Source organism: Pseudomonas monachiensis, from assembly GCF_047345015.1.
GTDB classification, from domain to species: Bacteria; Pseudomonadota; Gammaproteobacteria; order Pseudomonadales; family Pseudomonadaceae; genus Aquipseudomonas; species Aquipseudomonas monachiensis.
The window spans coordinates 5,331,355-5,357,544 of sequence record NZ_CP178857.1 but is presented as its reverse complement, the minus strand read 5'-3'; the positions used below and the strand labels follow the sequence as shown (position 1 = coordinate 5,357,544).

Annotated in this window: 20 protein-coding genes; 10 read left to right on the top strand and 10 right to left on the bottom strand. The window is 59.5% G+C overall.

Annotated features, from left to right (window positions below):
• The first annotated feature begins 3 nt into the window (after positions 1-3).
• A complete protein-coding gene (gene cydB / locus ACMDB8_RS24050; RefSeq protein ID WP_056728750.1) occupies positions 4-1,011 on the top strand; it encodes a cytochrome d ubiquinol oxidase subunit II in 1,008 nt (335 codons plus the stop codon).
• Between the two features lie 99 nt (positions 1,012-1,110).
• The gene (locus ACMDB8_RS24045; RefSeq protein WP_082563037.1) at positions 1,111-1,278 is read left to right on the top strand and encodes a DUF2474 domain-containing protein; all 168 of its coding nucleotides are present in this window, start codon (positions 1,111-1,113) and stop codon (positions 1,276-1,278) included.
• A 64-nt stretch (positions 1,279-1,342) separates the two neighbouring features.
• Here the strand turns inward: ACMDB8_RS24045 and ACMDB8_RS24040 are convergent, their stop codons facing one another.
• Positions 1,343-2,467 (bottom strand): methyltransferase, encoded by a 1,125-nt coding sequence (locus tag ACMDB8_RS24040; protein WP_056728749.1) that lies wholly within the window; start codon positions 2,465-2,467, stop codon positions 1,343-1,345.
• A 175-nt stretch (positions 2,468-2,642) separates the two neighbouring features.
• On the bottom strand, positions 2,643-3,356 hold the full coding sequence (locus ACMDB8_RS24035; protein WP_056728747.1) for a helix-turn-helix transcriptional regulator: 714 nt from the start codon (positions 3,354-3,356) through the stop codon (positions 2,643-2,645).
• A gap of 303 nt (positions 3,357-3,659) precedes the next feature.
• Between ACMDB8_RS24035 and ACMDB8_RS24030 the strand changes: the two genes are divergently transcribed.
• Complete coding sequence (locus tag ACMDB8_RS24030; RefSeq protein ID WP_056728745.1) at positions 3,660-4,436, top strand: ferredoxin--NADP reductase; 777 nt, start codon at positions 3,660-3,662, stop codon at positions 4,434-4,436.
• 44 nt (positions 4,437-4,480) lie between these two features.
• Here the strand turns inward: ACMDB8_RS24030 and mscL are convergent, their stop codons facing one another.
• Entirely contained in the window at positions 4,481-4,894 is a 414-nt protein-coding gene (gene mscL, locus ACMDB8_RS24025; RefSeq protein ID WP_056728743.1) for a large-conductance mechanosensitive channel protein MscL, read from the bottom strand.
• A gap of 610 nt (positions 4,895-5,504) precedes the next feature.
• Here mscL and radA point away from each other — a divergent pair.
• Positions 5,505-6,872 carry a DNA repair protein RadA gene (gene radA, locus ACMDB8_RS24020; protein ID WP_056728741.1) on the top strand — a complete coding sequence of 456 codons (1,368 nt, stop codon included), beginning with the start codon at positions 5,505-5,507 and terminating at the stop codon, positions 6,870-6,872.
• A 129-nt stretch (positions 6,873-7,001) separates the two neighbouring features.
• Here radA and ACMDB8_RS24015 read toward each other — a convergent pair whose 3' ends face one another.
• Entirely contained in the window at positions 7,002-7,370 is a 369-nt protein-coding gene (locus ACMDB8_RS24015) for a PilZ domain-containing protein (RefSeq protein WP_056728739.1), read from the bottom strand.
• Between the two features lie 160 nt (positions 7,371-7,530).
• On the opposite strand from ACMDB8_RS24015, the gene ACMDB8_RS24010 reads away from it, so the two are divergent.
• From ACMDB8_RS24010 to yjiA, 3 genes are all read left to right on the top strand, one after another.
• Positions 7,531-9,597 (top strand): carbon starvation CstA family protein, encoded by a 2,067-nt coding sequence (locus ACMDB8_RS24010; protein WP_090451508.1) that lies wholly within the window; start codon positions 7,531-7,533, stop codon positions 9,595-9,597.
• A gap of 15 nt (positions 9,598-9,612) precedes the next feature.
• Positions 9,613-9,810 (top strand): YbdD/YjiX family protein, encoded by a 198-nt coding sequence (locus tag ACMDB8_RS24005; protein ID WP_007895266.1) that lies wholly within the window; start codon positions 9,613-9,615, stop codon positions 9,808-9,810.
• Positions 9,811-9,972: 162 nt separating this feature from the next.
• The gene (gene yjiA, locus ACMDB8_RS24000) at positions 9,973-10,947 is read left to right on the top strand and encodes a GTPase (protein ID WP_223541997.1); all 975 of its coding nucleotides are present in this window, start codon (positions 9,973-9,975) and stop codon (positions 10,945-10,947) included.
• 115 nt (positions 10,948-11,062) lie between these two features.
• On the opposite strand, the gene ACMDB8_RS23995 is transcribed toward yjiA, so the two are convergent.
• From ACMDB8_RS23995 to glyA, 4 genes are all read right to left on the bottom strand, one after another.
• Positions 11,063-11,746, bottom strand: a complete 684-nt coding sequence (locus tag ACMDB8_RS23995; RefSeq protein ID WP_223541996.1) for a GntR family transcriptional regulator — start codon at positions 11,744-11,746, stop codon at positions 11,063-11,065.
• A gap of 25 nt (positions 11,747-11,771) precedes the next feature.
• Positions 11,772-12,476, bottom strand: coding sequence for a FadR/GntR family transcriptional regulator (locus ACMDB8_RS23990; protein ID WP_056728734.1), 705 nt, complete (start codon positions 12,474-12,476; stop codon positions 11,772-11,774).
• A 69-nt stretch (positions 12,477-12,545) separates the two neighbouring features.
• Entirely contained in the window at positions 12,546-13,859 is a 1,314-nt protein-coding gene (locus ACMDB8_RS23985; RefSeq protein WP_056728732.1) for a C4-dicarboxylate transporter DctA, read from the bottom strand.
• Positions 13,860-14,133: 274 nt separating this feature from the next.
• Positions 14,134-15,387, bottom strand: coding sequence for a serine hydroxymethyltransferase (gene glyA / locus ACMDB8_RS23980; RefSeq protein WP_056728729.1), 1,254 nt, complete (start codon positions 15,385-15,387; stop codon positions 14,134-14,136).
• A 259-nt stretch (positions 15,388-15,646) separates the two neighbouring features.
• On the opposite strand from glyA, the gene ACMDB8_RS23975 reads away from it, so the two are divergent.
• The gene (locus ACMDB8_RS23975; RefSeq protein WP_409078811.1) at positions 15,647-17,998 is read left to right on the top strand and encodes a glycoside hydrolase; all 2,352 of its coding nucleotides are present in this window, start codon (positions 15,647-15,649) and stop codon (positions 17,996-17,998) included.
• Between the two features lie 11 nt (positions 17,999-18,009).
• On the opposite strand, the gene ACMDB8_RS23970 is transcribed toward ACMDB8_RS23975, so the two are convergent.
• Positions 18,010-21,858 carry a sensor domain-containing protein gene (locus tag ACMDB8_RS23970; protein ID WP_223541994.1) on the bottom strand — a complete coding sequence of 1,283 codons (3,849 nt, stop codon included), beginning with the start codon at positions 21,856-21,858 and terminating at the stop codon, positions 18,010-18,012.
• A 276-nt stretch (positions 21,859-22,134) separates the two neighbouring features.
• Here ACMDB8_RS23970 and ettA point away from each other — a divergent pair, with 276 nt between their 5' ends.
• Both ettA and gdhA read left to right on the top strand, forming a co-directional pair.
• The gene (ettA, locus tag ACMDB8_RS23965; RefSeq protein WP_223541993.1) at positions 22,135-23,799 is read left to right on the top strand and encodes an energy-dependent translational throttle protein EttA; all 1,665 of its coding nucleotides are present in this window, start codon (positions 22,135-22,137) and stop codon (positions 23,797-23,799) included.
• A gap of 374 nt (positions 23,800-24,173) precedes the next feature.
• Positions 24,174-25,511 (top strand): NADP-specific glutamate dehydrogenase, encoded by a 1,338-nt coding sequence (gene gdhA, locus ACMDB8_RS23960; RefSeq protein WP_056728723.1) that lies wholly within the window; start codon positions 24,174-24,176, stop codon positions 25,509-25,511.
• Here the strand turns inward: gdhA and ACMDB8_RS23955 are convergent.
• A complete protein-coding gene (locus ACMDB8_RS23955; protein WP_056728721.1) occupies positions 25,508-26,002 on the bottom strand; it encodes a GreA/GreB family elongation factor in 495 nt (164 codons plus the stop codon). The two genes, gdhA and ACMDB8_RS23955, sit on opposite strands and share 4 nt — an antisense overlap.
• Positions 26,003-26,190: the final 188 nt, after the last annotated feature.

Sequence of the window (26,190 nt, the reverse complement as noted above, 5' to 3'; positions counted from 1 at the left end):
ATCATGGGTATTGATCTTCCGCTGATCTGGGCCGTGATCATCATCTTCGGCATCATGATGTACGTGGTCATGGACGGTTTCGACCTGGGCATCGGCATTCTCTTCCCGTTCATTCCGGGCAAGACCGATCGCGATGTGATGATGAACACCGTCGCCCCGGTCTGGGACGGCAACGAGACCTGGCTGGTGTTGGGGGGCGCGGCGTTGTTCGGCGCGTTTCCTCTGGCCTATTCAGTGGTGCTCTCGGCGTTGTACCTGCCGCTGATCCTGATGTTGATCGGGTTGATCTTCCGCGGCGTGGCCTTCGAGTTCCGCTTCAAGGCCAGGGACGACAAGCGTCACCTGTGGGACAAGGCGTTCATCGGTGGTTCGGTCACCGCGACGTTCTTCCAGGGCGTTGCGCTTGGCGCGTTCATCGATGGGCTGCCGGTGGTCAACCGGCAGTTCGCCGGTGGTTCGCTGGACTGGCTGACACCGTTCACGATGTTCTGTGGTGCGGCGCTGGTGGTGGCGTATGCCTTGCTCGGATGTACCTGGCTGATCATGAAGACCGAAGGCAAATTGCAGGAACAGATGCATGACCTGGCACGACCATTGGCCTTCGTGCTGCTGGCGGTGATCGGCATCGTCAGTATCTGGACTCCGTTGGCCCACACGGATATCGCCGCTCGCTGGTTCACCATGCCGAATCTGTTCTGGTTCATGCCGGTGCCAATCCTGGTGCTGGTGACAATGTACGGCCTGATCCGCGCCGTGGCCCGCAACGCGCACTACACGCCGTTCCTGCTGACCCTGGTGCTGATCTTCCTCGGTTACAGCGGGCTGGGCATCAGCCTGTGGCCGAACATCATCCCGCCTTCGATCTCGATCTGGGACGCCGCCGCGCCGCCGCAAAGCCAGGGCTTCATGCTGGTGGGCACGCTGTTCATCATCCCGTTCATCCTGGGCTACACCTTCTGGAGCTATTACGTGTTCCGCGGCAAGGTCACCCATGAAGACGGCTATCACTAGTCTGCTGCACAACGAACCTGTGGGAGCGAGCTTACTCCGGGCGGCGTTCCGACGATGGCGTCGGATGCGACGCCATCAATCTTGAAGAGGATTGACGTTATGGCTGCAAAACATTCCCTGCACGACATTGAAGAAGCCGAAAAAAAGCCGCTGTGGCAGCGGCTCGGCTGGTTGGCCCTTATCTGGGTCGGCAGCGTGGGCGCCTTGTTCATCGTCGCCAGCCTGATGCGTATGTTCATGAACGCAGCCGGCCTGACCACACACTGACATCTCTCCCGTGGCCTAAGGGCACGGATTTACGACCCTCCGACCGGAGGGTTTTTTTTGCCTGTTACTTGCGTGCCTTGAGGATCACGAATTTCGGGTTGGCCGCCACTTGCTCGACCCCCCGGAACAATCGCGCCAGCTTGCTGTGGTAGCCCAGGTGACGATTGCCGACGATGTACAGCGCGCCGCCCACGACCAGCGCTTCGCGGGCCTGCTGGAACATCCGCCACGCCAGGAAGTCGCCCACCACCTGTTGCTGGTGAAACGGTGGATTGCACAGTACGACGTCGAGCGATTGCGGTTCCTGGCCGGCCAGGCCATCGCCGGCGCGCACGATCACTTCCCGTTCACCCAAGGCTGCGCGCCAGTTCTCGGACGCCGATTGCACCGCCATGAATGACTCGTCCACCAGCGTGTAGTGGGCCTCGGGGTTTTGCAGGGCGCTGGCGATGGCCAGGACGCCGTTACCGCAACCGAGATCGGCGACTTGCGCCGAGCCGAGGTTTTTCGGCAGGTGTGGCAAAAATGCCCGGGTGCCGATGTCCAGGCCTTCGCGGCAAAACACATTGGCGTGGTTGAGCAGTTCGATAGCCGGTTCATCGAGTCTGTATCGCGTTGGGTAAGGCGACACTGCTGGCGTTTTGTCCTGAGCCGTGGCAATCAATAACCGCGCCTTCTTCACCGCCAACGAGGCTTGCACGGGGCCGATGTAACGCTCCAGCAAGTCGCCCGCCGCCCGGGGCAGATGCTTGATCATGGCTGCGGCGACCACTTGGGCGCCGGGTGCCAGTTGGCCTTGCAGGCGAATCAGTTGTTCTTCCAGCAGGGCCAGGGTTTTCGGTACACGGATCAGAACGCAGTCGAACGGCCCGGCAATGGCTTCGCTGGCGGGTATGCTCGGCACCGCATCAAAGGCCAGGCCGTTGCGCACCAGGTTCTTTTCCAGACCCTGCGTGGCCAGGAACGAATCACCGCTGCTGACCACTCGCACCTTGCCCGCCAGGCTGGCCGCCAGCGCGCCGAAACTGTCATTGAGCACCAATACCCGGGTGTCCGACGCCGGCTGCTGTTCGGCCAGGTGATTGAGCAGGTATTCATCGGCCGCATCGAAAGCTTGCAGCGGTTCGTTCTGCTGTTCGGGCTGGCGGATCAGGTCGAGGCTGGCGAAGGGTGTTTCGAGCAAAGGCATGGGGCGGGGCTCTGGGTAATCTACGGATGTCCCGCTGCCCGAAGGCGTTGGAGCGGGCGGAGCCGTCCGAGTGAACTGCGTCGTGACGGTCTACACGCCATCACTCAGGAAGGACCGCAAATGGTACGTTTTTTTTGCCTGGATTACCCGCAGGTTTTCTCGCGGGCGGGCGCTTTCAGATGGCTCCGGACCGGGCCGCGGCGATGACTGCCGCAATCTTGTTATTGACGCCGAACTTCTCGATAGCCCTGTGCACATGAAAATTGACGGTGCGTTCACTCAAACTGAGAATCCTGGCAATTTCATAGGCCGTCTTGCCATCGGCTGAGAGTTTCAATACTTCGAGTTCCCTCCGTGACAAGGGGGGAGCCTGGGGGCGAGCCGGTTTTTCCGGGTGCATTGCGAGCGCCAGTGCGTGCAAATGGCGGCTGATGAATACCGAGAATCCAAGATGCTCGTACAGCTCATAGGCTGAAATCGGGCAGTGGCTTCTGGCCAGGCTGAGAATACTGCGCAGGCCGGTTTCCTCATCGTGGATCCCCTGGGACCAGCCATGCTGCAAACCTTGTTGCTGCAGCAACTGCCATAGCCATGGCGTCCTGGAAAAAAGCTCTTCGCTCCAGAGAACGGGCAGCGTTGAGTGATTGCAATGCGCTATTACCGGGTCTATTTGCGTGACGTTGTTTTTTTCATATTGAACGTTCCACTCATGGGGAAAATTGTTCAGGTTCACCGTACTGGCGTCGGCTCCGACTGAGTTAGAAGTAACTGAAAATCCACAAAATTTATATCCAAGGTTTCTAACGAAGTTGAGCGCGATTCGATAGGCCGTATTGATCTCTTGCGTGTGCGCCAAATGATTGAGCTGTGACTCCTTCCAAATCTCCATAGTATTTTCTCCATGTGCGTATTGTCCGTTGGCAGTATTGGATCCGAAATGCGGCACGTCACGGAGTGTAGGACAGTTCTTACAGAAATGGTCCGACAATTTTGCTCTTTTGACTGTTGGAAAAGTGTGTTGAAGGTTCTTAGACAATGGAGGCGTTATAAGATGTCGTGTGGCATTTTGTAATCATTGATGTATGTCGCATTTGGTAAACAGTCTTTGGTATGGATTAATGTCACTACAAATTGTCGGTGGTTACGCCGCTTTCTTTGCGGGACACTGGGGCATCTTCGATTGGAGCCTTCCATGTCCGTCAGTGAAGAAAAATTTACCCGTCAGACCTTGCTTGAGGTTCATCCCCTGACCCAGAGCCTGTTTACCTTGCGTGCCACCCGGGACGCAGGGTTTCGGTTTCGGGCGGGGCAGTTTGCCCGATTGGGTGTCACCAAGGCTGACGGCAGCACGGTATGGCGCGCCTACTCCATGGTGTCCTCGCCCTATGACGAGTTCCTCGAGTTCTTTTCAATTGTCGTACCGGGCGGTGAGTTCACCAGCGAGCTCAGCCGCCTGGGGGTTGGCGATGCATTGCTGGTCGACCGCCAGGCGTTCGGTTACCTGACGCTGGACCGTTTTGTCGATGGGCGCGATCTGTGGCTGTTATCCACAGGCACGGGCATCGCGCCGTTCCTGTCGATACTCCAGGACTTCGAAGTCTGGGAGCGATTCGAGCGGATCATCCTGGTCTACAGCGTTCGCGAAGCCCGGGAACTGGCTTATCAGGAGCTGATCGCCGGGCTGGCCCAGCGTGATTATCTGGCAGAGTACGCACACAAACTGCAATTCATCACCACGGTCACTCGTGAGCAGCATCCCGGTTCATTGAACGGGCGGATCACTACGCTGATTGAAAACGGCGAACTGGAGCGCGCGGCGGGTGTTGCGCTGACCCCTGAGCATTCTCGGGTCATGTTGTGTGGCAACCCGCAGATGATCGATGACACGCGCAAGCTGCTTAAACAGCGGGACATGCACTTGAGCCTCAGCCGGCGCCCCGGCCAGGTGGCGGTAGAAAATTTCTGGTAAAAAAAACGGCGCCTCGAAGGCGCCGTACTTTTTTGCCAATGCCGTCAAGGCCGGTTGTTCTGGGCCTTGAGCAAGTCGCGGATCTCGCCCAGCAACTCTTCTTCCTTGGTTGGAACCGGCGGCAGGCTAGGGGCCACGGCCTCTTCGCGCTTCAGGCGGTTGATGGCCTTGACGCCCATGAAGATCGCGAAGGCGACAATGACAAAGTCGATGATGGTCTGGAAGAATTTGCCATAAGCCAGCACCACCGCCGGAGTCGCGCCGTCCGCTGCCTTGAGCGTTACGACCAGATCAGTGAAGTCCACGCCACCGATCAGCATCCCGATTGGCGGCATGATCAGGTCACCGACAAACGAGGTAACGATCTTGCCGAAGGCCGCACCGATAATGATGCCGACGGCCATGTCGACCACGTTGCCTTTGACCGCGAAGGCCTTGAACTCATTTAGCACGCCCATAGGTTATTTCCTTGTTACAGATGAGATTGATGAGCGCAGTGTAAATCAGCAAATCGCATTCTGCTCGAATCAACTGCCTGCCGTGCTTGCAGCAATCGACGGCGGGTGATGTTGAAAAACGCACCGATTGATCTCAACTGTGGGGTGGCCAGGCCTTTTGCGGTGTTTTGCATACGACGTTTTTCAGCGATATGGCTTCTATGTGTGAGCGAGCCAGGGTCAAGGGACTATCCCTGGATCGGGACGTTAAGTTAATCGGGTAGTTAGAAGTCGGCGGGCGGAATGTGGACTGTTTGGTTAGTTTCGGGGTTGGCAAGTTGCGTATTTTTTTTGGTTAATAACCGCGCATTATGTAAGTGTATTTGAGGTTGTGTTTTAAATGTGTAAATGAATAAGGTTTGTATAGGTTTTCAAGTTGCGCAATAGAGCTTGTCTCTAGAGTTTGTTGGTTATATTGAACAAAAAACTTATACAAGGCTTGTAAGTGAGTGTGTATCAATCTGTCTGAGTTTAATGGGGCTGTTTGAAGTCACCAAAAGGGTTGCGAAGTATCCGGCCGCACTCGCGCGCTTCAGCTGAGCTATCATCGCGTTTTTTTCCGGGAGTTCCGATGGCCAAGGCCAAGCGCATGTACGGCTGCACCGAGTGCGGCTCAACCTTCCCCAAATGGGCCGGCCAGTGCGGTGAGTGCGGAGCCTGGAACACGCTCACCGAAACCATGGTGGAAAGCGGCGGGGCAGCCGCCCCCAGCGGTCGTACCGGGTGGACCGGCCAGCAGGCGCAGATCAAGACCCTGGCCGAAGTCAGTGTCGAAGAAATTCCGCGCTTCTCCACCGCTTCCAGCGAGCTCGACCGGGTTCTGGGTGGCGGTCTGGTGGATGGCTCGGTGGTGCTGATCGGTGGCGACCCCGGCATCGGCAAGTCGACCATTCTGTTGCAAACCTTGTGCAACCTCGCCAAGAGCATGCCGGCGCTGTACGTCACCGGCGAAGAATCCCAGCAGCAAGTGGCCATGCGTGCGCGGCGCCTGGGGTTGCCCCAGGATCAACTGCGGGTCATGACCGAAACCTGCATCGAAACCATCATTGCCATGGCTCGTCAGGAAAAGCCCAAGGTGATGGTGATCGATTCGATCCAGACGATCTTTACCGAGCAACTGCAATCGGCACCGGGGGGCGTATCCCAGGTGCGTGAAAGCGCGGCGTTGCTGGTGCGTTACGCCAAACAGAGCGGCACGGCGATTTTCCTGGTGGGCCACGTCACCAAGGAAGGCGCGCTGGCTGGCCCTCGGGTTCTGGAACACATGGTCGACACCGTGCTGTATTTCGAAGGCGAGTCCGACGGGCGCCTACGTTTGTTGCGGGCAGTGAAGAACCGTTTCGGTGCGGTCAATGAACTGGGTGTGTTCGGCATGACCGACAAGGGCCTGAAAGAAGTCTCCAACCCCTCGGCGATTTTTCTGACCCGTGCCCAGGAAGAAGTCCCGGGTAGCGTGGTGATGGCAACTTGGGAAGGCACGCGGCCGATGCTGGTGGAGGTTCAGGCGCTGGTGGACGACAGCCACCTGGCCAACCCCCGTCGGGTCACGCTGGGGCTGGATCAGAACCGGCTGGCAATGTTGCTGGCGGTGCTGCACCGCCACGGTGGCATTCCGACCCACGACCAGGACGTGTTTCTCAACGTGGTCGGCGGAGTCAAGGTGCTGGAAACGGCGTCCGACCTGGCGTTGATGGCGGCGGTGATGTCCAGCTTGCGCAACCGGCCGTTGCCCCACGATCTGCTGGTATTCGGTGAGGTCGGGCTTTCCGGTGAGGTGCGTCCGGTGCCGAGTGGTCAGGAGCGCTTGAAGGAAGCTGCCAAGCACGGGTTCAAGCGGGCCATCGTGCCCAAGGGCAATGCGCCGAAGGAGGCGCCGGCTGGGTTGCAGATTATTGCTGTTACGCGTCTGGAGCAGGCGTTGGATGCGTTGTTCGAATAACTTGCAGGTTGAATACAAACCCTGTGGGAGCGAGCTTGCTCGCGATAGCATTGATTCAGACAATCTCTTTATTGACTGAACGGCCGCCATCGCGAGCAAGCTCGCTCCCACAAAGATTTTCGGTGATGGCTAGATCTCGATCAGCGCACCTAGTTCTCGCTCCAGTTCCTGCGGATCAGCGAGATTGAGCTCGATCAATCGCCGCAGGCGTTCGATGGACTCCAGACTGATGTGCAGGCAGACAAAGCCGAGTTGGCCATGGTCGTCGTGGGCCAGTTGCACATCCATGGTGATGTCGGCCTCTTCGTTCAGATGAATGTCGACCAGGAAATCCTGCTGTGGATTGCCCAGCCAGGGATCGGGTCGCTCGATCAGCAAGCCCTTGAGCGACAGGTCGATCAACTTCACCGGCCACGTTGACTCACCCTGGCTCAGCTCGGTTCGGGCATCGAACGCAATACGTTTGAAGCGGCGACGTTCGGCAGGGTGCTCGCTCATGGTGCGATCCTCGGAAATGTACGCTGACTATAGACCCGCATGATCAGAGGCTGCCAGCGCGTGCAGGTGTCTAGACCAATGTCGGGGTATGGTCTTTGCCGTCAGGAGCGCTAAACTCGGGGTGGCTGTCTTTCTTGTCCACTCTGGCTGGAATAATAAAATGAAAAATAATAATAGCCCGCTACGCCATTTGCCTTGGCTGGTGCTGGCAATCGTAGGTGCGTGCGCCCTGGGTGTCGTGGCATTGCGCCGAGGCGAGGCAATCAACGCCTTGTGGATTGTGGTCGCTGCCGTGGCCATCTATCTGGTCGCCTACCGCTACTACAGTCTGTTCATCGCTAACAATGTCATGCAACTCGATGCGCGACGGGCCACTCCCGCTGTGCTCAATAATGACGGTCTGGACTACGTTCCAACCAACAAGCACATTCTTTTTGGTCACCACTTTGCGGCCATCGCTGGCGCGGGACCTCTGGTCGGCCCGGTATTGGCGGCGCAGATGGGCTACCTGCCCGGTACGCTGTGGCTGATCGCCGGCGTGGTGCTGGCCGGTGCCGTTCAGGACTTCATGGTCCTGTTCATGTCCACCCGCCGCAACGGGCGTTCCCTGGGGGACATGGTCCGTGAGGAAATGGGCCGCATCCCCGGCACCATCGCGCTGTTCGGCTGCTTCCTGATCATGATCATCATCCTCGCGGTGCTGGCACTGATCGTGGTCAAAGCCCTGGCCGAAAGCCCTTGGGGGATTTTCACGGTGATGGCGACCATCCCGATCGCGATGTTCATGGGCATCTACATGCGCTACATCCGCCCGGGTCGTATCGGTGAGATCTCGGTGATCGGCGTATTGCTGCTGCTGGGTTCGATCTGGCTCGGCGGGCAGATTGCCGCGGATCCGGTGTGGGCCAAGGCGTTCAGCTTTACCGGTATCCAGATCACCTGGATGCTGATCGGCTACGGTTTTGTCGCGGCGGTACTGCCGGTGTGGCTGATCCTGGCACCGCGTGACTATCTGTCGACCTTCCTGAAAATCGGCACCATCGTCGCCCTGGCCATCGGCATCCTGGTGACCATGCCCGAGCTGAAAATGCCGGCCCTGACCCAGTTTGTCGACGGCACTGGCCCGGTATGGAAGGGCGGTCTGTTCCCGTTCCTGTTCATCACCATCGCTTGTGGTGCGGTATCCGGTTTCCACGCGCTGATTTCCTCCGGCACTACGCCGAAGCTGCTGGATAACGAAACCAACGCCCGCTACATCGGCTACGGCGGCATGCTGATGGAATCGTTCGTGGCGATCATGGCCATGGTTGCCGCTTCAGTGATCGAGCCTGGCGTGTACTTCGCCATGAACAGCCCGGCGGCCGTGGTCGGCGGTGATGTGGTGGCCGTTGCGACAGCCGTCAGCAACTGGGGCTTTGCGATTACCCCGGAAGCCCTGCAAGCCGTAGCCCACGATATTGGTGAAACCACCATCCTGGCCCGTGCCGGTGGTGCGCCGACCCTGGCGGTCGGTATCGCGCAGATCCTGCACAGTGTTCTGCCGGGCGAGAACACCATGGCGTTCTGGTACCACTTCGCGATCCTGTTCGAAGCGCTGTTCATCCTGACTGCCGTGGATGCCGGCACCCGTGCCGGGCGTTTCATGCTGCAGGACTTGCTCGGCTCCTTCGTTCCGGCGCTCAAGCGCACGGAATCCTGGACCGCCAACCTGATCGCCACCGCCGGTTGTGTGGCCATGTGGGGCTGGTTGCTGTATCAGGGCGTGATCGATCCGTTGGGTGGCATCAATACCCTGTGGCCACTGTTCGGTATCTCCAACCAGATGCTGGCCGGTATCGCGCTGATGCTCGGCACCGTCGTGCTGATCAAGATGAAACGCCAGCGTTATGTCTGGGTCACCATGTTGCCAGCCGTATGGCTGTTGATCTGCACCACGACAGCGGGCTTCATCAAGCTGTTCGATGCCAACCCGGCGATCGGCTTCCTGGCCCTGGCGAAGAAATACAGCGATGCCCTGGCCAACGGCCAGATCCTCGCCCCGGCCAAGGACATCACCCAGATGCAGCACGTGATTTTCAACGCCTACACCAACGCAACGCTGACCGCGCTGTTCCTGTTCGTGGTGTTCAGCATCCTGTTCTATGCACTCAAGGTCGGTATTGCCGCCTGGGGTAAAAAAGAGCGTACGGATAAAGAGTCGCCATTCCAGGCGCTGCCGGATGCGTAACCAGAGGATTGCAGCATGTTCAATGACTTGAGTCGCCTCGGTAAATACCTCGGACAGGCCGCGCGCCTGATGGTCGGGATGCCCGACTACGACAACTATGTCGAGCATATGCAGACCAAGCACCCGGATAAACCGGTGATGAGCTATGAGATGTTCTTTCGGGAGCGTCAGGAAGCCCGTTACGGTGGCAAGGGTGGGCCGAAGTGCTGTTGATCCGGATTGCGGGTTAACAGCAAAACCTGTGGGAGCGAGCCTGCTCGCGAAAGCGGTGTCCCAGTCAGCCTATTTGTTGAAGCTGACGGCCCCTTCGCGAGCAGGCTCGCTCCCACATTTGTTTTGTGTTGTTTATCAGTTTTGTGAAACAGGAGATCAATTTTGTCCTCTCCCATCCCCGTAACAATCCTCAGCGGCTTCCTCGGCGCCGGCAAGACTACCCTGTTGCGTCACCTGCTCAAGGCCGAGCACGGTCTGAAAATTGCCGTGATCGAGAATGAATTCAGCGATGCCGGTATCGATACCCAGTTGTTGGGCGATGAGCCGGTACAAGTGATGACGCTGTCCAACGGCTGCGTCTGCTGCACCATCCACACCGACCTGACTAAAGCGCTTTATCTGTTGCTCGAGCGTCTGGACCGGGGCGACATCGCCTTCGACCGCCTGGTGATCGAATGCACCGGCCTGGCTGATCCGGCACCGGTGGCGCAAACCTTTTTCATCGACGAAGAGTTGCGTGAGCGCTATATCCTCGACGGCATCATTACCCTGGTCGACGCGGCACATGCAGACCTGCACCTGACCCAGACTATCGCCCAGGCGCAGGTCGGATTCGCCGACCGCTTGCTGGTGAGCAAGCGCGACCTGGTGGACGAACCGACCTTCACCGCGTTGAGCGAACGCCTGACCCGCATCAACCGGCGTGCGCCGATCCGCAAGGTTGACCACGGCAAGATCGACCTGGCCGAGTTGCTAGATGTGCGCGGTTTCAACCTCAACGCCGACCTCGGTGGCGGCGTGAGTTTGCGCCCGGTCAGCCAGGCAGCTCCGTCTATCGACCGCATTTCCAGTCTGGTGCTGCGCACTGAAAAACCGCTGGATATCGACAAGCTCAGCGAGTTCATGAACGAACTGCTGGAGGAGCATGGCAAGCAGTTGCTGCGCTACAAAGGCGTGTTGAACATTCTTGGTGAATCCCGTCGCATGGTGTTTCAGGGGGTGCTGAAGCTTTATGGTTTTGACTGGGATACCGAGTGGGCGGAAGACGACGTGCGCGAAAGCGTGATCGTGTTCATTGCCGATGACTTGCCGGAAAAAAAGATCCGCGAGGGGTTTGCGCGGGTGGCTGCGCAGTAACGTCAAAAATTGCAGTGAGCCCTGAGCCGCCATCGCGAGCAGGCACGCCCCACACTTGAAGTGCAGTTCCCTGTGGGGGCGAGCCTGCTCCGGGCGGCGTTCCGCCGAAAGCGGACTAACCTGCGGCACAGTTTTGGCCCAGTACCGATGCAGGACTCAGCAACAAATCTTCCAGGTAATCCAGATGCCGGTTGAGCGCGACTTGGGCCTTCGCGGCATCGCCTCGCTCCAGCGCATCCAGAATCTCCATGTGCTCCACGCAATATTCCTTCTGCTGCAGATCAAACTGCGCAATCGCCAAGGAAGTCAGCGGTACCAGGCTCTCAAGGAAATGCGCTAGCGGTGCATTCCCCGCCATTTGTGCCAACTGCAGATGAAACTCTCCCGACAAGCGAATCGCCCGGCCACGCTCGGTGCACTGATGCTCGTTATCGACCAGTGTCCGCAGGCGCTTCAAGTCTTGCGCGCAGGGTCGCTGACACGCCAGCCGCACCAGCATGATCTCGGCCAGACGCCGGGCGTGCAGTGTCTGCCGGGTCTGCTCGGCATCAAGCTCGGCGACGCGGGGACGATGGTTGACCCGAAGGATGATGATCTGCTGGTGGGACAGCCGCGTCAGCACATCACGCATGTCGCTGCGCCTTGCACCGAACATCTGCGCCAGGCTTTCTTCGGTAAAGCGACTGGCCGAATGGATGCGCTGTTCGAAAATGGCATCGAGGACACGCGAATACAGATCATCCACCGACGGGCGGACGGGCAGGGTGGCGAGCGTTTGTGGCGAGGCGAAGCTGTTCATGGCCAATCTCCAGTTCGAAGAGGTTTCAACTGCCGAGGTTGTCTTCCGGGATGTTCAGTTCGATGCCCATGCGCTGGCCTTCGCACAAAATGTGCCGGCGCATCTCGGCGCTGGCCTGGGCGCTGTTCTTGTTGCGGATCGCGCGCACCACGGCTTCGTTTTCTTCAAGGCGTTCAGCCAGATGCTCCGGGGAGTTGCGCAACACTTCGGCGCTTTGCTTGAGGGCATTGCTGGTTTGCTGGACCACGCTCTGGAAGATCGGGTTCGACGTCAGCGTGAACAGCTCTTCGTGGAACGCGATGTAGGCGCTTACGCCAGTTTCACTGTCATTGGCCTCCAGGGCTTCGCGCATGTCCATCAGGGTCAGGCGCAGTTGCCCGACCTCCTTGCTGCTGATGGACTGCGCCACGAGGCCGACGATGAACGGCTCGAGCGTGTAGCGCAGTTGCAGCACGTCTTCCAGGCTCGCTGCGGCCACTGCACTGTCATGCGCCTGGTTGTCAGCGAGATTGGCTTCGAGCACCACCACGCCTTTGCCCGGCATCGAACGCACCAGGCCAAGGGTTTCCAGGACGATGACGGCTTCACGCAGGCTCGGGCGGCTGATACCCAGCTGTTCGGCCAGTTCACGTTGCCCCGGCAGCATTTCGCCGGAGCGCCACTGACCTCGGGCCAAGGCGGCCCGTAGTTTTTCCACGACTGAAGTTACGACGGTCGACGAGGTAATCACTGTTCGCTCCATGAGCATTTAAAAGTGGTGAAGGTGTGCCGGCCAAGGCGAGGCCGGCACACCGTTGATTCAGAATTCCTGCTGATGTGCCGGTGCAATCGGTTTTCTTGGCTGGAAGGTATAACCCGCCTGGCCCGAAAGTACCTTGTTCGCCCGCTGCACATCGATGTCCTTTTCCCATCGCGCGATGGCGACGGTCGCCACGCAGTTACCGATCAGGTTGGTCAGCGCCCGGCCGATCCCCATGAACCAGTCCACGGCCAGCACCAGCACCAGGCCCACCACCGGAATGGCCGGAATGGCTGTCAGGGTGGCCGCCAGAATCACCAGCGCCGAGCCCGGAATACCGTGGGCCCCCTTGGAGGTGATCAACGATACCAACAGAATCGTCAGCAGGTCGGTCATTGCCAGCGGCGTGCCGGTGGCATTGGCGATGAACACGATGGCCAGGGTCAGGTAGATCGAGAAACCGTCGAGGTTGAACGAGTAACCCGTTGGAATCACCAGCCCGACCGTCGAACTGCCGATGCCCAGGTGCTCAAGCTTGCGCATGATTTGAGGCAGCACAGCGTCGGACGAAGCGGTGCCCATGACGATCAGCAGTTCTTCGCGCAGGTACTTGAGCAACGGCCACATCTTCAAGCCAGAGAGGCGCATCACCAGGCCGAGAATCAGCGTCACGAAAGCCACGCAGGTCAGGTAGAACAGGCCGACCAGGCTGCCCAGGTGTTGCAGCGAGTCCAGGCCATACTTGCTGGTGGTGAAGGCGATCGCACCGAACACACCGATCGGCGCCAGGCGCACGATCATGCCCATGATGCGGAAAATCACATGGCTGAGTTCATTGATCAGCCGCGAAATGCCCGATGCCGCCTCGCCCACCAGATTCAGCGCACTGCCGAACAGCACAGAGAACAGGAGGACTTGCAGGATGTTGTTATCGGCAAAGGCACCAATCACCGACGTCGGAATCAGGTCCATCAGGAACTGTGTGGTGGTGTGCATGTGCTGGCCGCGCTGGGCAATGTCGCCCATGTCGGCTGCGGAAAGCTGCTCCAGGTGAATGTTCGCACCGCTGCCGATACCGGTGCTGAAGGCAAACACCAGACCGATCACCAGAGCGATGGTGGTCAGGATTTCAAAGTAGATCACCGATTTTAGGCCGATACGGCCGACCTTCTTCAGGTCGCCGGCACCGCTGATGCCGCTGACCACTACGCAAAACACAATCAAGCCAATGAGCATTTTGATCAGCTTGATAAAACCGTCACCGAGCGGTTTGAGCTGAGCGGAGTATTCGGGAAGGGTCAGCCCACAGACGATGCCGAGCACCAGTCCGAGAACCACTTGGAGGAAGATTGAACGCGAGCACCATCTGAGCATGGGAGGAATCCTGGTCGGTGTCCTGGCTGCCGTGTGCGGAGCACATCAGATTCAGGACTTAATTATTGTGGTCTTACCGGTATGTCCAGTGCAGGCGCAGTCTAGGCGCTATTTTTGGGTGTTCGCAAGTAAAAATTAGAAAATTGGCATGACCGGTCTTACCAGTTGGTGAGTGAGCCCGGTTTAGAGCCTTTCCCCCCGACTGAATAAAAAACGTGCGAAAAAAAACCGGCCATCTCTGGCCGGTTTTTATAGCTACGGTTTAACGGGCTGATTAAGCGCCGTACACCGGCAGCTTCTTGCAGATGGCCTTGACCTTCTCACGAACGGCATCGATCACCGCTTCGTTGTTCAGGTCAGCCAGGATGTCGCAGATCCAGCCGGCCAGTTCCTTGCACTCTGCTTCCTTGAAGCCACGAGTGGTCACAGCCGGGGTGCCGAAGCGCAGGCCGGAGGTGACGAACGGGGAACGTGGATCGTTTGGCACGGAGTTCTTGTTCACGGTGATGAACGCTTTGCCCAGCGCGGCATCGGCGTCTTTACCGGAGATTTCCTGCTTGATCAGCGACAGCAGGAACAGGTGGTTCTGAGTACCACCGGAAACCACGTCGAAACCGCGCTCGATGAACACGCTGGCCATGGCCTGGGCGTTCTTCACCACTTGCTGCTGGTAAACCTTGAACTCAGGCTGCAGCGCTTCCTTGAAACAGATCGCCTTGGCCGCGATCACGTGCTCCAGAGGACCACCCTGAGCGCCCGGGAATACGGCGGAGTTCAGCTTCTTCTCGATATCGGCGTTGGCGCGAGCCAGGATCAGGCCACCACGTGGACCGCGCAGGGTCTTGTGGGTGGTGGTGGTCACGACGTCAGCGAATGGAACCGGGTTCGGGTAGACGCCAGCGGCGACCAGACCGGCCACGTGGGCCATGTCGACGAACAGGTAGGCACCTACTTTGTCGGCGATTGCACGGAAGCGCGGGAAGTCGAGGATCTGCGAGTAGGCAGAGAAACCGGCCACGATCATTTTCGGCTTGTGCTCAACGGCCAGGCGCTCGACTTCGTCGTAGTCGATCAGGCCGTTGGCGTCGATGCCGTACTGGATGGCGTTGTACAGCTTGCCCGAAGACGAAACGCTGGCACCGTGGGTCAGGTGACCGCCGTGGGCCAGGCTCATGCCCAGGATGGTGTCGCCGGCCGACAGCAGGGCCAGGTAAACGGCGCTGTTGGCTTGCGAACCGGCGTGCGGCTGAACGTTGGCGTAGTCGGCGCCGAACAGCTCTTTGGCGCGGTCGATAGCCAGCTGCTCGACGATGTCTACGTACTCGCAACCACCGTAGTAGCGCTTGCCCGGGTAACCTTCGGCGTACTTGTTGGTCAGTACCGAGCCTTGGGCTTCCATCACAGCAGGGCTGGTGTAGTTTTCCGAAGCGATCAGCTCAATGTGCTCTTCCTGGCGCTGAGCTTCTTGCTCCATGGCGGCAAAGAGATCGGCGTCGTACTTGGCAATAGTCAAATCACGGCTGAACATGGCGGTCCTCAAGGATCGGGGGCGGAAAAGGGGGGCATTCTAACCCAATGGGTTTTAGATGGCATATGAAACGGCATCATGTCGCAGACAAGTGGCATTCACGGTGCGCGGCTGAATATTCGGACACAAATTATCCCTGAAGCACGGAGTCGCATTGGGCATCCTTGTTTTTTGCGGGGCACACCTTGTTCTGGAAGCCTGGATAAAGACTTGAGCTGACGAGCGTCTTGCCCCTGAACGCTGGACAGGAGGCCGATGGATGATGCCCGTAACCGATCTGATGCCCACCACTCCCGTTTCTGCGCAGGCTTGCCCATTTCGTCGGATAGCCCTTGTATGGGCCATCCTGTTGGCTTGCATGGTGCCCGGCACGACGTACGCCCTGGCCAATGATCCTGTGCTGCTGGACAGTCCCGCCGGGCAGTTTGCAATCGATCCGGACACGCTGGCCATTTCCCTTACGACTTCACAGGGCAAGCGCCTGGCGCTGGCGTCCCCGGCGTTCAGCGGTAGCAGGGTCGAGCGGCTGTCGGATCACGAATGGCAAGTGGCGGCAGGTACGGCCCGGTACAAGGTCGCGGCCAATATCGAGTTCGGTGCCTTACGGGTGTCAGTCCGGTCGCAAGGTCCATCGGTGTTGAACTGGCCACGGACCGCGGATCCCGGGGCCATCAGGGCTTATGCATTTCCTTTTGGCGAGGGCAGTTATGTGCCGGCGGACGACCCCGGGTGGCTTGACTGGATGGTGCGTCGTTACGAGCCGGAAAGTGTGCTGAGTATTCTTTCCATGCCGTTCTGGACGGAGTTGCGAGAGGGGCTTTCCGTGACCTGGCTGTTGGAAACACCCCTGGATACAACGTTTGATGTCGAACGCAGGGAAGATCGGGCACGACCTGGTTTTACTCACCGCTTCTCCTCTTTATCACCCGATGCCGCTTATACCCTGCGTATTGTGCCCGGTCCGCAGGACCCGTTGGCCGGGGCGCGTGGATACCGGCAGTGGCTGCAAGCAAGCGGCCAGTTTGTCTCCTTGAACGACAAGATCGCTACGACGCCCGAAGTCGCCCGGTTAGGAGGGGCATCTCATATCTATCTGTGGGGCAGCGATCCGCTGAAAGTCGCGGACATCGTTCAATGGAGAGCGTTTCTGGAACAGTTTCGGCGCCAGCGAGGCGATGACACGCAACTGGCGGGCCGTCTGTGGAAGGTGCTTGATGATGAAAAGCGCAAAACCGTCGAGAAGGCGTTCAAGGCGGCAGCCAGGAACCCGGGTGATATCGAGCCGTGGCTGAAAAGAGAGGTGATTCGAGCGCTCAACGCGGCACTGTTGAAGGTGATTGCCCGTCCCGAAGTGACACCGCTGCCGGGCGGGCATGACCCTGGCGGTGAAGTGGCGTGGGCACGGGATATGAGCGTCGCCATGGAACAGGCCTTCGGTCCGCTGTTGGCTCCCGCCCGAGGTTGGGGAGGCGGTCTCTCGACCGACTTGGTCAGCGCGCTGCAATCGGCAGGTTTGCGCCGTGCCTGGCTGGGCGTCAGTGAGTGGCGAACGGCGCTTTGGCATCCTGAAGCCATTGAACAGGCCAAGGCGGCGGGTTACCTGGTCGGCGTCTATGACAGCTATGGCAGCGCTCACCCCTCGAACCTTGCGGCAACCTGGTCTACCGCGCAGATGGGCGATGAATTGGCGAATGCCGGTTACCGGGATCAAAACGGCCAACCCGCCACCGGTTTTGCCGGACGGGGGGTGTATGTCAGCGCTCGTGCCGCCCATGACTATGCTCGAAAACGCATCGATGCGATTGCACAAAACGCTGGGCTCAACAGCTATTTCCTGGATGTGGATGGCGCCGGCCCACCGCGTGAGGACCATACGCCCGGGCGCGAGACCAGTGAGTCGCAGGACAGTCAGAGCGTGCGCCAGAGGCTGGCTTATCCTGCCCGGGCATTTGGCCTGGTGACCGGGACGGAAGGCGGGTTGTCCTGGTACGCCCCACAGTTCGCGTTTGCCCAGGGCATGACGACGCAGCCCTTCGCCTGGATGGATCCTGACATGAAGGATTCACGCTCGCCGTACTATCGGGGCCGTTACTGGCCCGACGAAACGCCCAGTCTTTACTTCAAGCCTGTACCGCTCAAGTCTTCGATCGCCCGTTATGTGCGCTCGCCATGGTTTCGCCTGCCGCTTTATCAGATCGCCTTGCATGACAGCGTCGTGACAACCCATCACTGGGAGTACGGCTCATTGAAATTCAGCAATGAGTGGGAGGCGACGGCGCTCCTGCAGCTGTTGTACATGGTGCCACCGCTTTATCACCTGGCCGATGAAGTGCTCGATCGCGATCTGCCGGTGATCGCGGCCTATGACCGAATCTTCCGCCCGCTGCACGAGCGGCTGTTCAACGTGGCGATGGTGGATTTCAAGGTGTTGTCGACAGATCGCGCGCTCCAGCAATCAAGCTTTGCCGATGGAACGCGCATCACCGTGAACTTCAGCAGCGAGCCGATGGTGGCACAAGGTACGACGGTGCCTGCGCTGGCTGCGCGTGTCGAAGAACCTGACCAGCCTGTACGAGTGCATGAGATGAGTACGGTGTTCAAGGCACGTTGAGACGGCAGTGGTCAATCAAACATGAACAATGCATCGTTACTGTATTGGGCCTCGAACCGATTGGCCGGCATCGGTCGACCGAACAGATAACCCTGTACCTCGTCGCAACCGTGCTCCCTCAGGAAATCCAGCTGCTCTTGGGTTTCCACGCCTTCGGCGATCACCGCCAGGTTCAGGCTGTGGGCCATGGCAATGATTGCCCGGGCAATCTGTGCATCCTGCTCGCCGCTGGGCAGGCCATCGACAAAGGTGCGGTCGATCTTCAGAACATCGATCGGGAATTGCTTGAGGTAGTTGAGCGATGAGTAACCGGTACCGAAATCGTCGACCGCAATGCTCAGGCCGAGGTTTTTCAGGCCGTCGAGGATCTGCATCGCCTCGCTGACTTCACGCATCAGGATACTTTCGGTCAGCTCCAGTTCCAGGCACGCCGGTGGCAGGCCGGTTTCCTTGAGGATGGTGGCGATTCGCGTACCGAGTTGGCCGTCGGAGAACTGCCGCGCCGAGATGTTCACCGACACCTTCGGCACCCGCACCCTGGCCTGATGCCAGGCCTTGAGTTGGCGGCAGGCTTCGCTGATCACCCAGTCGCCGACATCCACCACCAGCCCGAGCTCTTCGAGCACAGGAATGAAATCCCCCGGCGGCACCAGCCCGCGGCGTGGATGACGCCAGCGCAACAGCGCCTCGGCACCGGTCAGGCGCTTGCCGTCACCGCTGAACTGCGGCTGGTAATACAGCACGAATTCGTTCTGTTCCAGGGCATGGCGCAAGTCGCTTTCCAGCTCCAGACGTTCCAGTGCACTGGCGTTCATGTCCGCCTGATAGAACTGGAAGTTGTTCTTGCCACGCTCCTTGGCGTGGTACATCGCGGTGTCGGCGTTCTTCATCAACTGGCTGAGTTCGTTGCCGTCCTGTGGACTCAGGGCGATGCCGATACTGGCCGTGACGAAGAACTCGCGGCCTTCGAGCACGAAGGGTTTCACCAGGCTGGCGAGAATCTGTTCGGCCACATGGATCGCCCGGTTCAGGGCGATTTCACGGTTGGCTCGCGGTTGCAGGAGCAAAGTGAATTCGTCACCGCCCATACGCGCCACGGTGTCGTCATCGGCGACGCAACCGAGCAGGCGCGTGGCCATTTCCTTGAGCATGCGGTCGCCGGCGGCGTGGCCCAGGGAGTCGTTGATCGGCTTGAAACGGTCGAGGTCGAGGAACATCAGCACCACCCACGACTTCTGCCGCTCGGCCGATTGCAGTGCCGTGTGCAGGCGATCCTGGAACAGCGAACGGTTGGGCAGGTGGGTCAGGGCGTCGTAGTAGGCGAGGCGGTGAATCCGCTGCTCGCTGGCCTTGCGCTCGCTGATGTCGCTGAAGAAACACACATAGCTGGCCAGGTCGCCTTCATCGTCGAGCACGGCGGTGATCCCGACCCAGGCCGGGTAATGCTCGCCATTACGGCGCTTGAGCCAGACTTCGCCCTCCCAGGTACTGTGCTGGCCCAATTGCTTGAGCACGTAACGCAGATGGGCTTCCTGCTGGTCGTCGACCGTCAGCATGTTCGGCAGCTGGTCGAGGACCTGCTCCACGGCGTAACCGCTGACACGACTGAAGGCTTCGTTGGCCTGGACGATGTAGCCGGCCGGGTCGGTGATCAGGATCGCCGAGGTCGAGTGTTCGAATACCGTGGCCGCCATGCGCAGGTCTTTTTCGGCCCGGCGTTGCTGGCTGATGTCGCGGCCGACGCCGAGCACGCCTTCGAAGGTGCCGTGTTCGTCCCAGACCAATACCAGGCGCAGTTCGATCGGGATCTTGCGCCCGTCGGCCCGCAGGCAATCGAACAGGAACAGTTGGGTTTGCACCTGGCTGCGCAACAGCGCCAGTTGGTCCGGCTGATCCAGCGCTTTGCTGACCCGGTCCATCAGGTGGTAGATGCCGGTCAGTTGTTGCGGGTTGGCGATGGTCGATTGCCAGCCGTTCTGGAAAATCCACTCGACGCCGTAACCCAGCACCGCTTGCACCGAGGGGCTGACGTAATTGAGGTTAAGGCGGCTGTCGGTGGAGAAGATCACGTCACTGATGCTTTCGGCGAGCATCCTGTAGCGCTGCTCGCTGTCGCGCAGGGATTCGCTGGCTTCGATCTGGTCGGTGATGTCCTTGGCCACGCCGATGATCCGCGTGACCTGGTCTTCCTTGTCCCGCGCCAGCGCCTGCTCGCGAATCTCGAAGCGTCGCCACTGGCCGTCCCGATGGCGGAAGCGCAATTGGCACTGCATCAACTGGCGATAACCGGCCTGGCGCTGGATCTGGCGGGAGCGGTGGTAATAGTCGGCGTCTTCGGGATGCAGGAGGATTTCCCAGAAGTATTCGCCCATCTGGTGCAGTTCGGTGCGGTTGTAACCCAGGGTCTGGCCCAGATGGTGGTTGCTGTAGATCATCCGCTGGCTGATCACATCCTGCACATACAGGTGATCCGGCACGGTGCGCACCACGTCCGACCAGAACCCTTCGCGCTCCTGCAGCGACAGTTCGATGAGCTTGCGGCTGGTGATGTCGGTGATGCTCAGGATCACCGCTTTATAGTCGTCCTGGGTTTGCGGCAGGCGCAGCACCAGCCACAGGTGCTGGTCGCGGCCGCTGGCGTCCTGGAGCTTGATTTCCAGTTCAAGCTGTTGCTGCCGGTTGAGCATCGCGTCGAGCACCTGGTTGCCGATGGCGGTGCCGTCCTGTGGGTTTCCGTCGATCAGCAGTTTCCAGGCTTTGTCGGCGCTATCGACATTAAGCAGTTGCAGCGCAACCTGGTTGACCTCGGTGATCCGCAGTTCCTTGAGCAATGGCCGTCGTTGCTCCGGGATCGCCAGCCACGCTTGCAGTTGCTCGCTGCCCTGCAGTTGCGCCTTGTCGAAAAAGACCTTGAGCCCGGACATGTCGAGGACGCACAAGGCCACGCCGGTGCCTTCGAAAATGTCCTGGTAACGCCGGCGGCCTTCATTCAACTGGCGCTGACGCCGGCGCATGTTCAGCAAGGCGAGGAACGGCAGCATGGAAAACGCCAGGCCCAGCAGGCATTTGCCGATGAACGCCGGCAGCAGCTCTTCCAGTACGCGCTGACGGTCAAACAGACCGCGCAGTTGCCAATCGCTGCTGCTCAGCGGGACGGTCAGCACGCTGTTGGCGACATCGTCCGCGGTCAACGTTCCCGGATTGACCGAGGGCAGCGCTTCGTCGCGGCTGATGATCTGATGATTGATGCGGTTCTCCACCAGCCACAACGGGCGGCCGCCGGCCTCGCCTTGTTTGGTCAGGGACGAAAAGAAGGTGGGTGTCAGGCGCAAGACCCAATAGCCTCGGGAACTGCCGCTGGCCTGGTGCAACAGTAAGTGCACCACGGAACCGTCGGTGGCATTGCTGAAATAGTGCGCCTGTGCGTGGCTGCGGCGTACCAGTTCACCCAGGTAGTCGCTGTCATCGCTGTCGGGAGCGCTGTCACTGATGACTCTTCCCGAGGGGCTGAGCAACGCCAGGCTGCGCAGATCAGGCAGCGATTGTTGCAGTTTGCGCAACAGGGCCTGCAATTCATCGGCGTCCTGCGGTTGCTCGACGATCGGCAGCAGGTTGAGGGCGATCTGCGCATTGAGCGCCATGTTCAGGCTGACCTGCGCGGCCAGATCGGCGGTGTAGTCGATGGTGTACTGGCGCTGGTTCTTCTGGGTTTCCCGCAACTGGTCGAGCAACTGCCAGAACAGCAGGGCCAACAGCAATAATACGAGTGTCGCCAAGGTGCCCTTCAAGGTCCCGCGCAGGGGGGAGCCGGGCGCTGTGGCCGGCGCACTGGAAGTCAGAGGCGGAGGGACAATGGACAAGCTGTAATCCTGCGGTTTGGCTGGACTGGCGCGACGTGCACTATAAGCCGGACGCCCGAAGGGCGGCTAGCATGCCTTGAGTTGTGGCGAAGTGCCAGCCCCTGTCCGTCGGCTGGACTGCCATCTGTCATTAAGGTAGCTTTGCCGGTTACGCGGGAGCGTTCCAGCTCCTAGACTCAGACTTTTTCAGCGTCGCCTCTTACGGACGACGCGCACGGTCTGGCCGGGCATTGCCTGCGCTCCAATCATTCATCAGTCACTGACCCTAGGTTCTCCATGGCTCAATACGTATTCACCATGCATCGGCTGGGCAAAGTTGTTCCGCCGAAGCGGGAAATCCTGAAAAACATTTCTCTGTCGTTCTTCCCTGGCGCCAAGATCGGCGTACTTGGCCTCAACGGTTCGGGTAAGTCCACGCTGCTGAAAATCATGGCCGGCGTCGACACCGAGTTCGAAGGCGAAGCCCGTCCGATGCCAGAGCTGAACATCGGCTACCTGCCACAGGAACCGATTCTGGACCCGACCAAAACCGTGCGTGAAGTGGTTGAGGAAGCGGTCAGCGTCATCAAGAACGCTCAGGCACGTCTGGACGAGGTCTACGCCGCGTACGCCGAACCGGATGCCGACTTCGACAAGCTGGCGGCTGAACAGGCCAAGCTCGAAGCTATCCTGCAAGCCGGCGATGGTCACAACCTTGAGCGTCAACTGGAAGTCGCCGCCGATGCGCTGCGTCTGCCAGCCTGGGATGCCAAGGTCGAAGTTCTGTCCGGTGGTGAAAAGCGTCGTGTGGCCCTGTGCCGCCTGCTGCTGTCCGCTCCGGACATGCTGCTGCTCGACGAACCGACCAACCACCTGGACGCCGATTCCGTTGCGTGGCTTGAGCACTTCCTGCACGACTTCCCGGGCACCGTGGTCGCGATCACGCACGACCGTTACTTCCTGGACAACGTTGCCGGCTGGATCCTGGAACTCGACCGCGGCGCGGGCATTCCTTACGAGGGCAACTATTCGGGTTGGCTGGAAGCCAAGTCCGATCGTCTGGCTGCCGAATCCAAGCAGCAGTCGGCCCACGAAAAAGCCATGAAGGAAGAACTGGAGTGGGTGCGCAAAGGCGCCAAGGCCCGTCAGTCCAAATCCAAGGCTCGTCTGCAACGCTTCGAAGAAATGCAGTCGCAGGAATTCCAGAAGCGCAGCGAAACCAACGAGATCTATATCCCGGCCGGTCCGCGCCTGGGCGACAAGGTCATCGAATTCAAGAACGTCACCAAGGGCTATGGCGACCGCGTGCTGATCGACAACCTGTCGTTCTCCATGCCTAAAGGCGCCATCGTCGGCGTGATCGGCGGTAACGGTGCCGGTAAATCGACCCTGTTCCGCATGCTGATGGGCAAGGAAACGCCGGATTCTGGCAGCATCGAAGTCGGTGAAACCGTGCAGTTGGCTTGCGTTGACCAGAGCCGCGAAGACCTGGACGGCAGCAAGACCGTGTTCCAGCAGATCTCCGACGGTTCCGACCAGATCCGCATCGGCAACTACGAGATCCCGTCGCGTACCTACGTCGGTCGCTTCAACTTCAAGGGCGGCGATCAGCAGAAGTTCGTCAAGGACCTGTCCGGTGGTGAGCGCGGTCGCTTGCACCTGGCCCTGACCCTGAAGGAGGGCGGCAACGTCCTGCTGCTCGACGAACCGTCCAACGACCTCGACGTTGAAACCCTGCGTTCCCTGGAAGAGGCCCTGCTGGACTTCCCGGGCGCCGCCATTGTGATCTCCCACGACCGGTGGTTCCTTGACCGCGTCGCGACTCACATCCTGGCGTACGAAGACGACTCGCAAGCGGTGTTCTTCGAAGGCAACTACACCGAGTACGAAGCCGACCGTAAAAAGCGTCTCGGCGAAGCGGCTGCCCAGCCGCATCGTGTACGCCACAAGAAGCTGGCCTGATTTCAGGTTGGTTGCATAAAGAGCGGAGCCTTCGGGCTCCGTTTTTTTTGCCTGTGTTTTTTCAATGACACCGAGCCGCGCCATTCGCGAGCAAGCCCGCTCCCACAGGGTTTTGTGAAAGGCACAAATCTCAATTCAGAAGAAGATCCCTGTGGGAGCGGGCTTGCTCGCGAAGGCGGTGTTCCTGATGGTGCATTGCTCGAATGGTGAATCCCTATTCAGGTGCAGAATGAGTCCAAAAAGCGGACTTATTTATATCCTGTGCACCATTTAATTTCATAAGTGCGACATTTTGCGCTGTTCCTGTGCGCGATTCGTTTGTTACAGTCCGGCCCAATCTCCTCCAACGACAACAAATTTGCCGAGACTTTTTCATGATCGAATCCGTCGAATCCTTCCTTGCGCGCCTGAAAAAACGCGACCCGGATCAACCCGAGTTTCACCAGGCTGTCGAAGAAGTCCTGCGTACCCTGTGGCCGTTTCTTGAAGCCAATCCGCATTACCTGACCTCCGGCATCCTGGAGCGCATCTGCGAGCCGGAGCGTGCGGTGGTGTTTCGCGTGTCGTGGGTCGACGATCAGGGCAAGGTCCAGGTCAATCGTGGTTTCCGCATCCAGATGAACAGCGCAATCGGCCCGTACAAGGGTGGCCTGCGTTTCCACCCGTCGGTGAACATGGGCGTCCTGAAGTTCCTCGCCTTCGAGCAGACCTTCAAAAACTCCCTGACTTCATTGCCCATGGGCGGCGGCAAGGGCGGGTCGGACTTCGATCCGAAGGGTAAGAGCGACGCGGAAGTCATGCGCTTCTGCCAGGCCTTCATGAGCGAGTTGTACCGCCACATCGGTGCTGACGTTGACGTGCCGGCCGGGGACATCGGTGTCGGTGCGCGGGAAATCGGTTTCCTGTTCGGCCAGTACAAGCGCCTGAGCAACCAGTTCACCAGCGTGCTGACCGGCAAAGGCCCAAGCTACGGCGGTAGCCTGATTCGCCCGGAAGCCACCGGTTTCGGTTGCGTGTACTTCGCCGAAGAAATGCTCAAGCGTCGCGGTCTGGCCGTGGAGGGTAAACGCGTAGCGATCTCCGGCTCCGGCAACGTCGCGCAATACGCGGCGCGCAAGGTCATGGACCTGGGCGGCAAAGTGATTTCGCTGTCCGACTCCGAAGGCACGCTGTATTGCGAAAGCGGCCTGACCGAGGAGCAATGGCTGGCGGTGCTGGAGCTGAAAAACGTACAGCGCGGGCGCATCCGTGAGCTGGCCAGCCGTTTTGGCCTGGAATTTCGCGCCGGTGAACTGCCATGGGGCCTGAGCTGCGACATCGCACTGCCGTGCGCGACGCAAAACGAACTGGATGCCGACGCCGCTCGCACCTTGCTGCGCAACGGCTGCATCTGCGTGGCCGAAGGCGCGAACATGCCGACCACCCTTGAGGCGGTGGATCTGTTCATCGAGGCCGACATTCTGTTCGCGCCGGGCAAGGCGTCCAACGCCGGTGGTGTGGCGGTGAGCGGGCTGGAAATGTCGCAGAACGCCATGCGCCTGGCATGGACCGGTGGCGAAGTGGACAGCAAGCTGCACGCGATCATGCAGTCGATTCACCACGCTTGCGTGAATTACGGTGAGGAGAACGGCCGGGTCAACTACGTCAAGGGCGCGAACATCGCCGGCTTCGTCAAAGTCGCCGATGCCATGCTCGCCCAAGGTGTGGTCTAAGCCGGTTCGATACGGATCACCTCAATCAATTGATCCCCGGCAGGGCGCTGCCACAGCACTTCATCGTTGAGTCGTGCGCCGAGCAGTGCCCGTCCCAACGGTGAACCCCAATTGATCAGGTCGTGGGCGGCATCGGCCTGATCTTCGCCCACCAGTTGTACCCGGCGTTCGGTGGCGTGTTCATCGGCGTAGGTCACCCAGCTGCCGATCTGCACTTTCTCGGTCGAAGTCGCGGCGGGTACCACCTGAGCGCTGCCCAGGCGCTGCTTGAAGTAACGCAAATCACGTTCGAGATCCGCCAGGCGCTGCTTGTCGGCCTGCTCGCCTTTGGCCGATTGTTCGGCGTGCAGGGTTTGCAGTTCGGTGACTTTTCCCTGCAACAGGTCCAGGCCTTGCGGCGTGACGTAATTGGGCTGCGCGCTGACCTGCCGTTCGACTGGCTGATCGGCTTGCGCGGCGGCGTTATCTTCATTGACGAAGGCACGGCTCATGGAATTCTCCCGGTATAGGGTTTGGGCCATGGTCGCAGGCATTTGGTTTCACCGGATGTCTGAAAACGACTTATGGCGAGTGATAGGCCCGGGCGGCGTCCTGATCTTTCTGCTGCTGCCAGGCTTTACACCCGGCCATCCGTCTCACTCTCCCAAGCCGATGGCCCATAGATAAAGTCTAGAAGTGG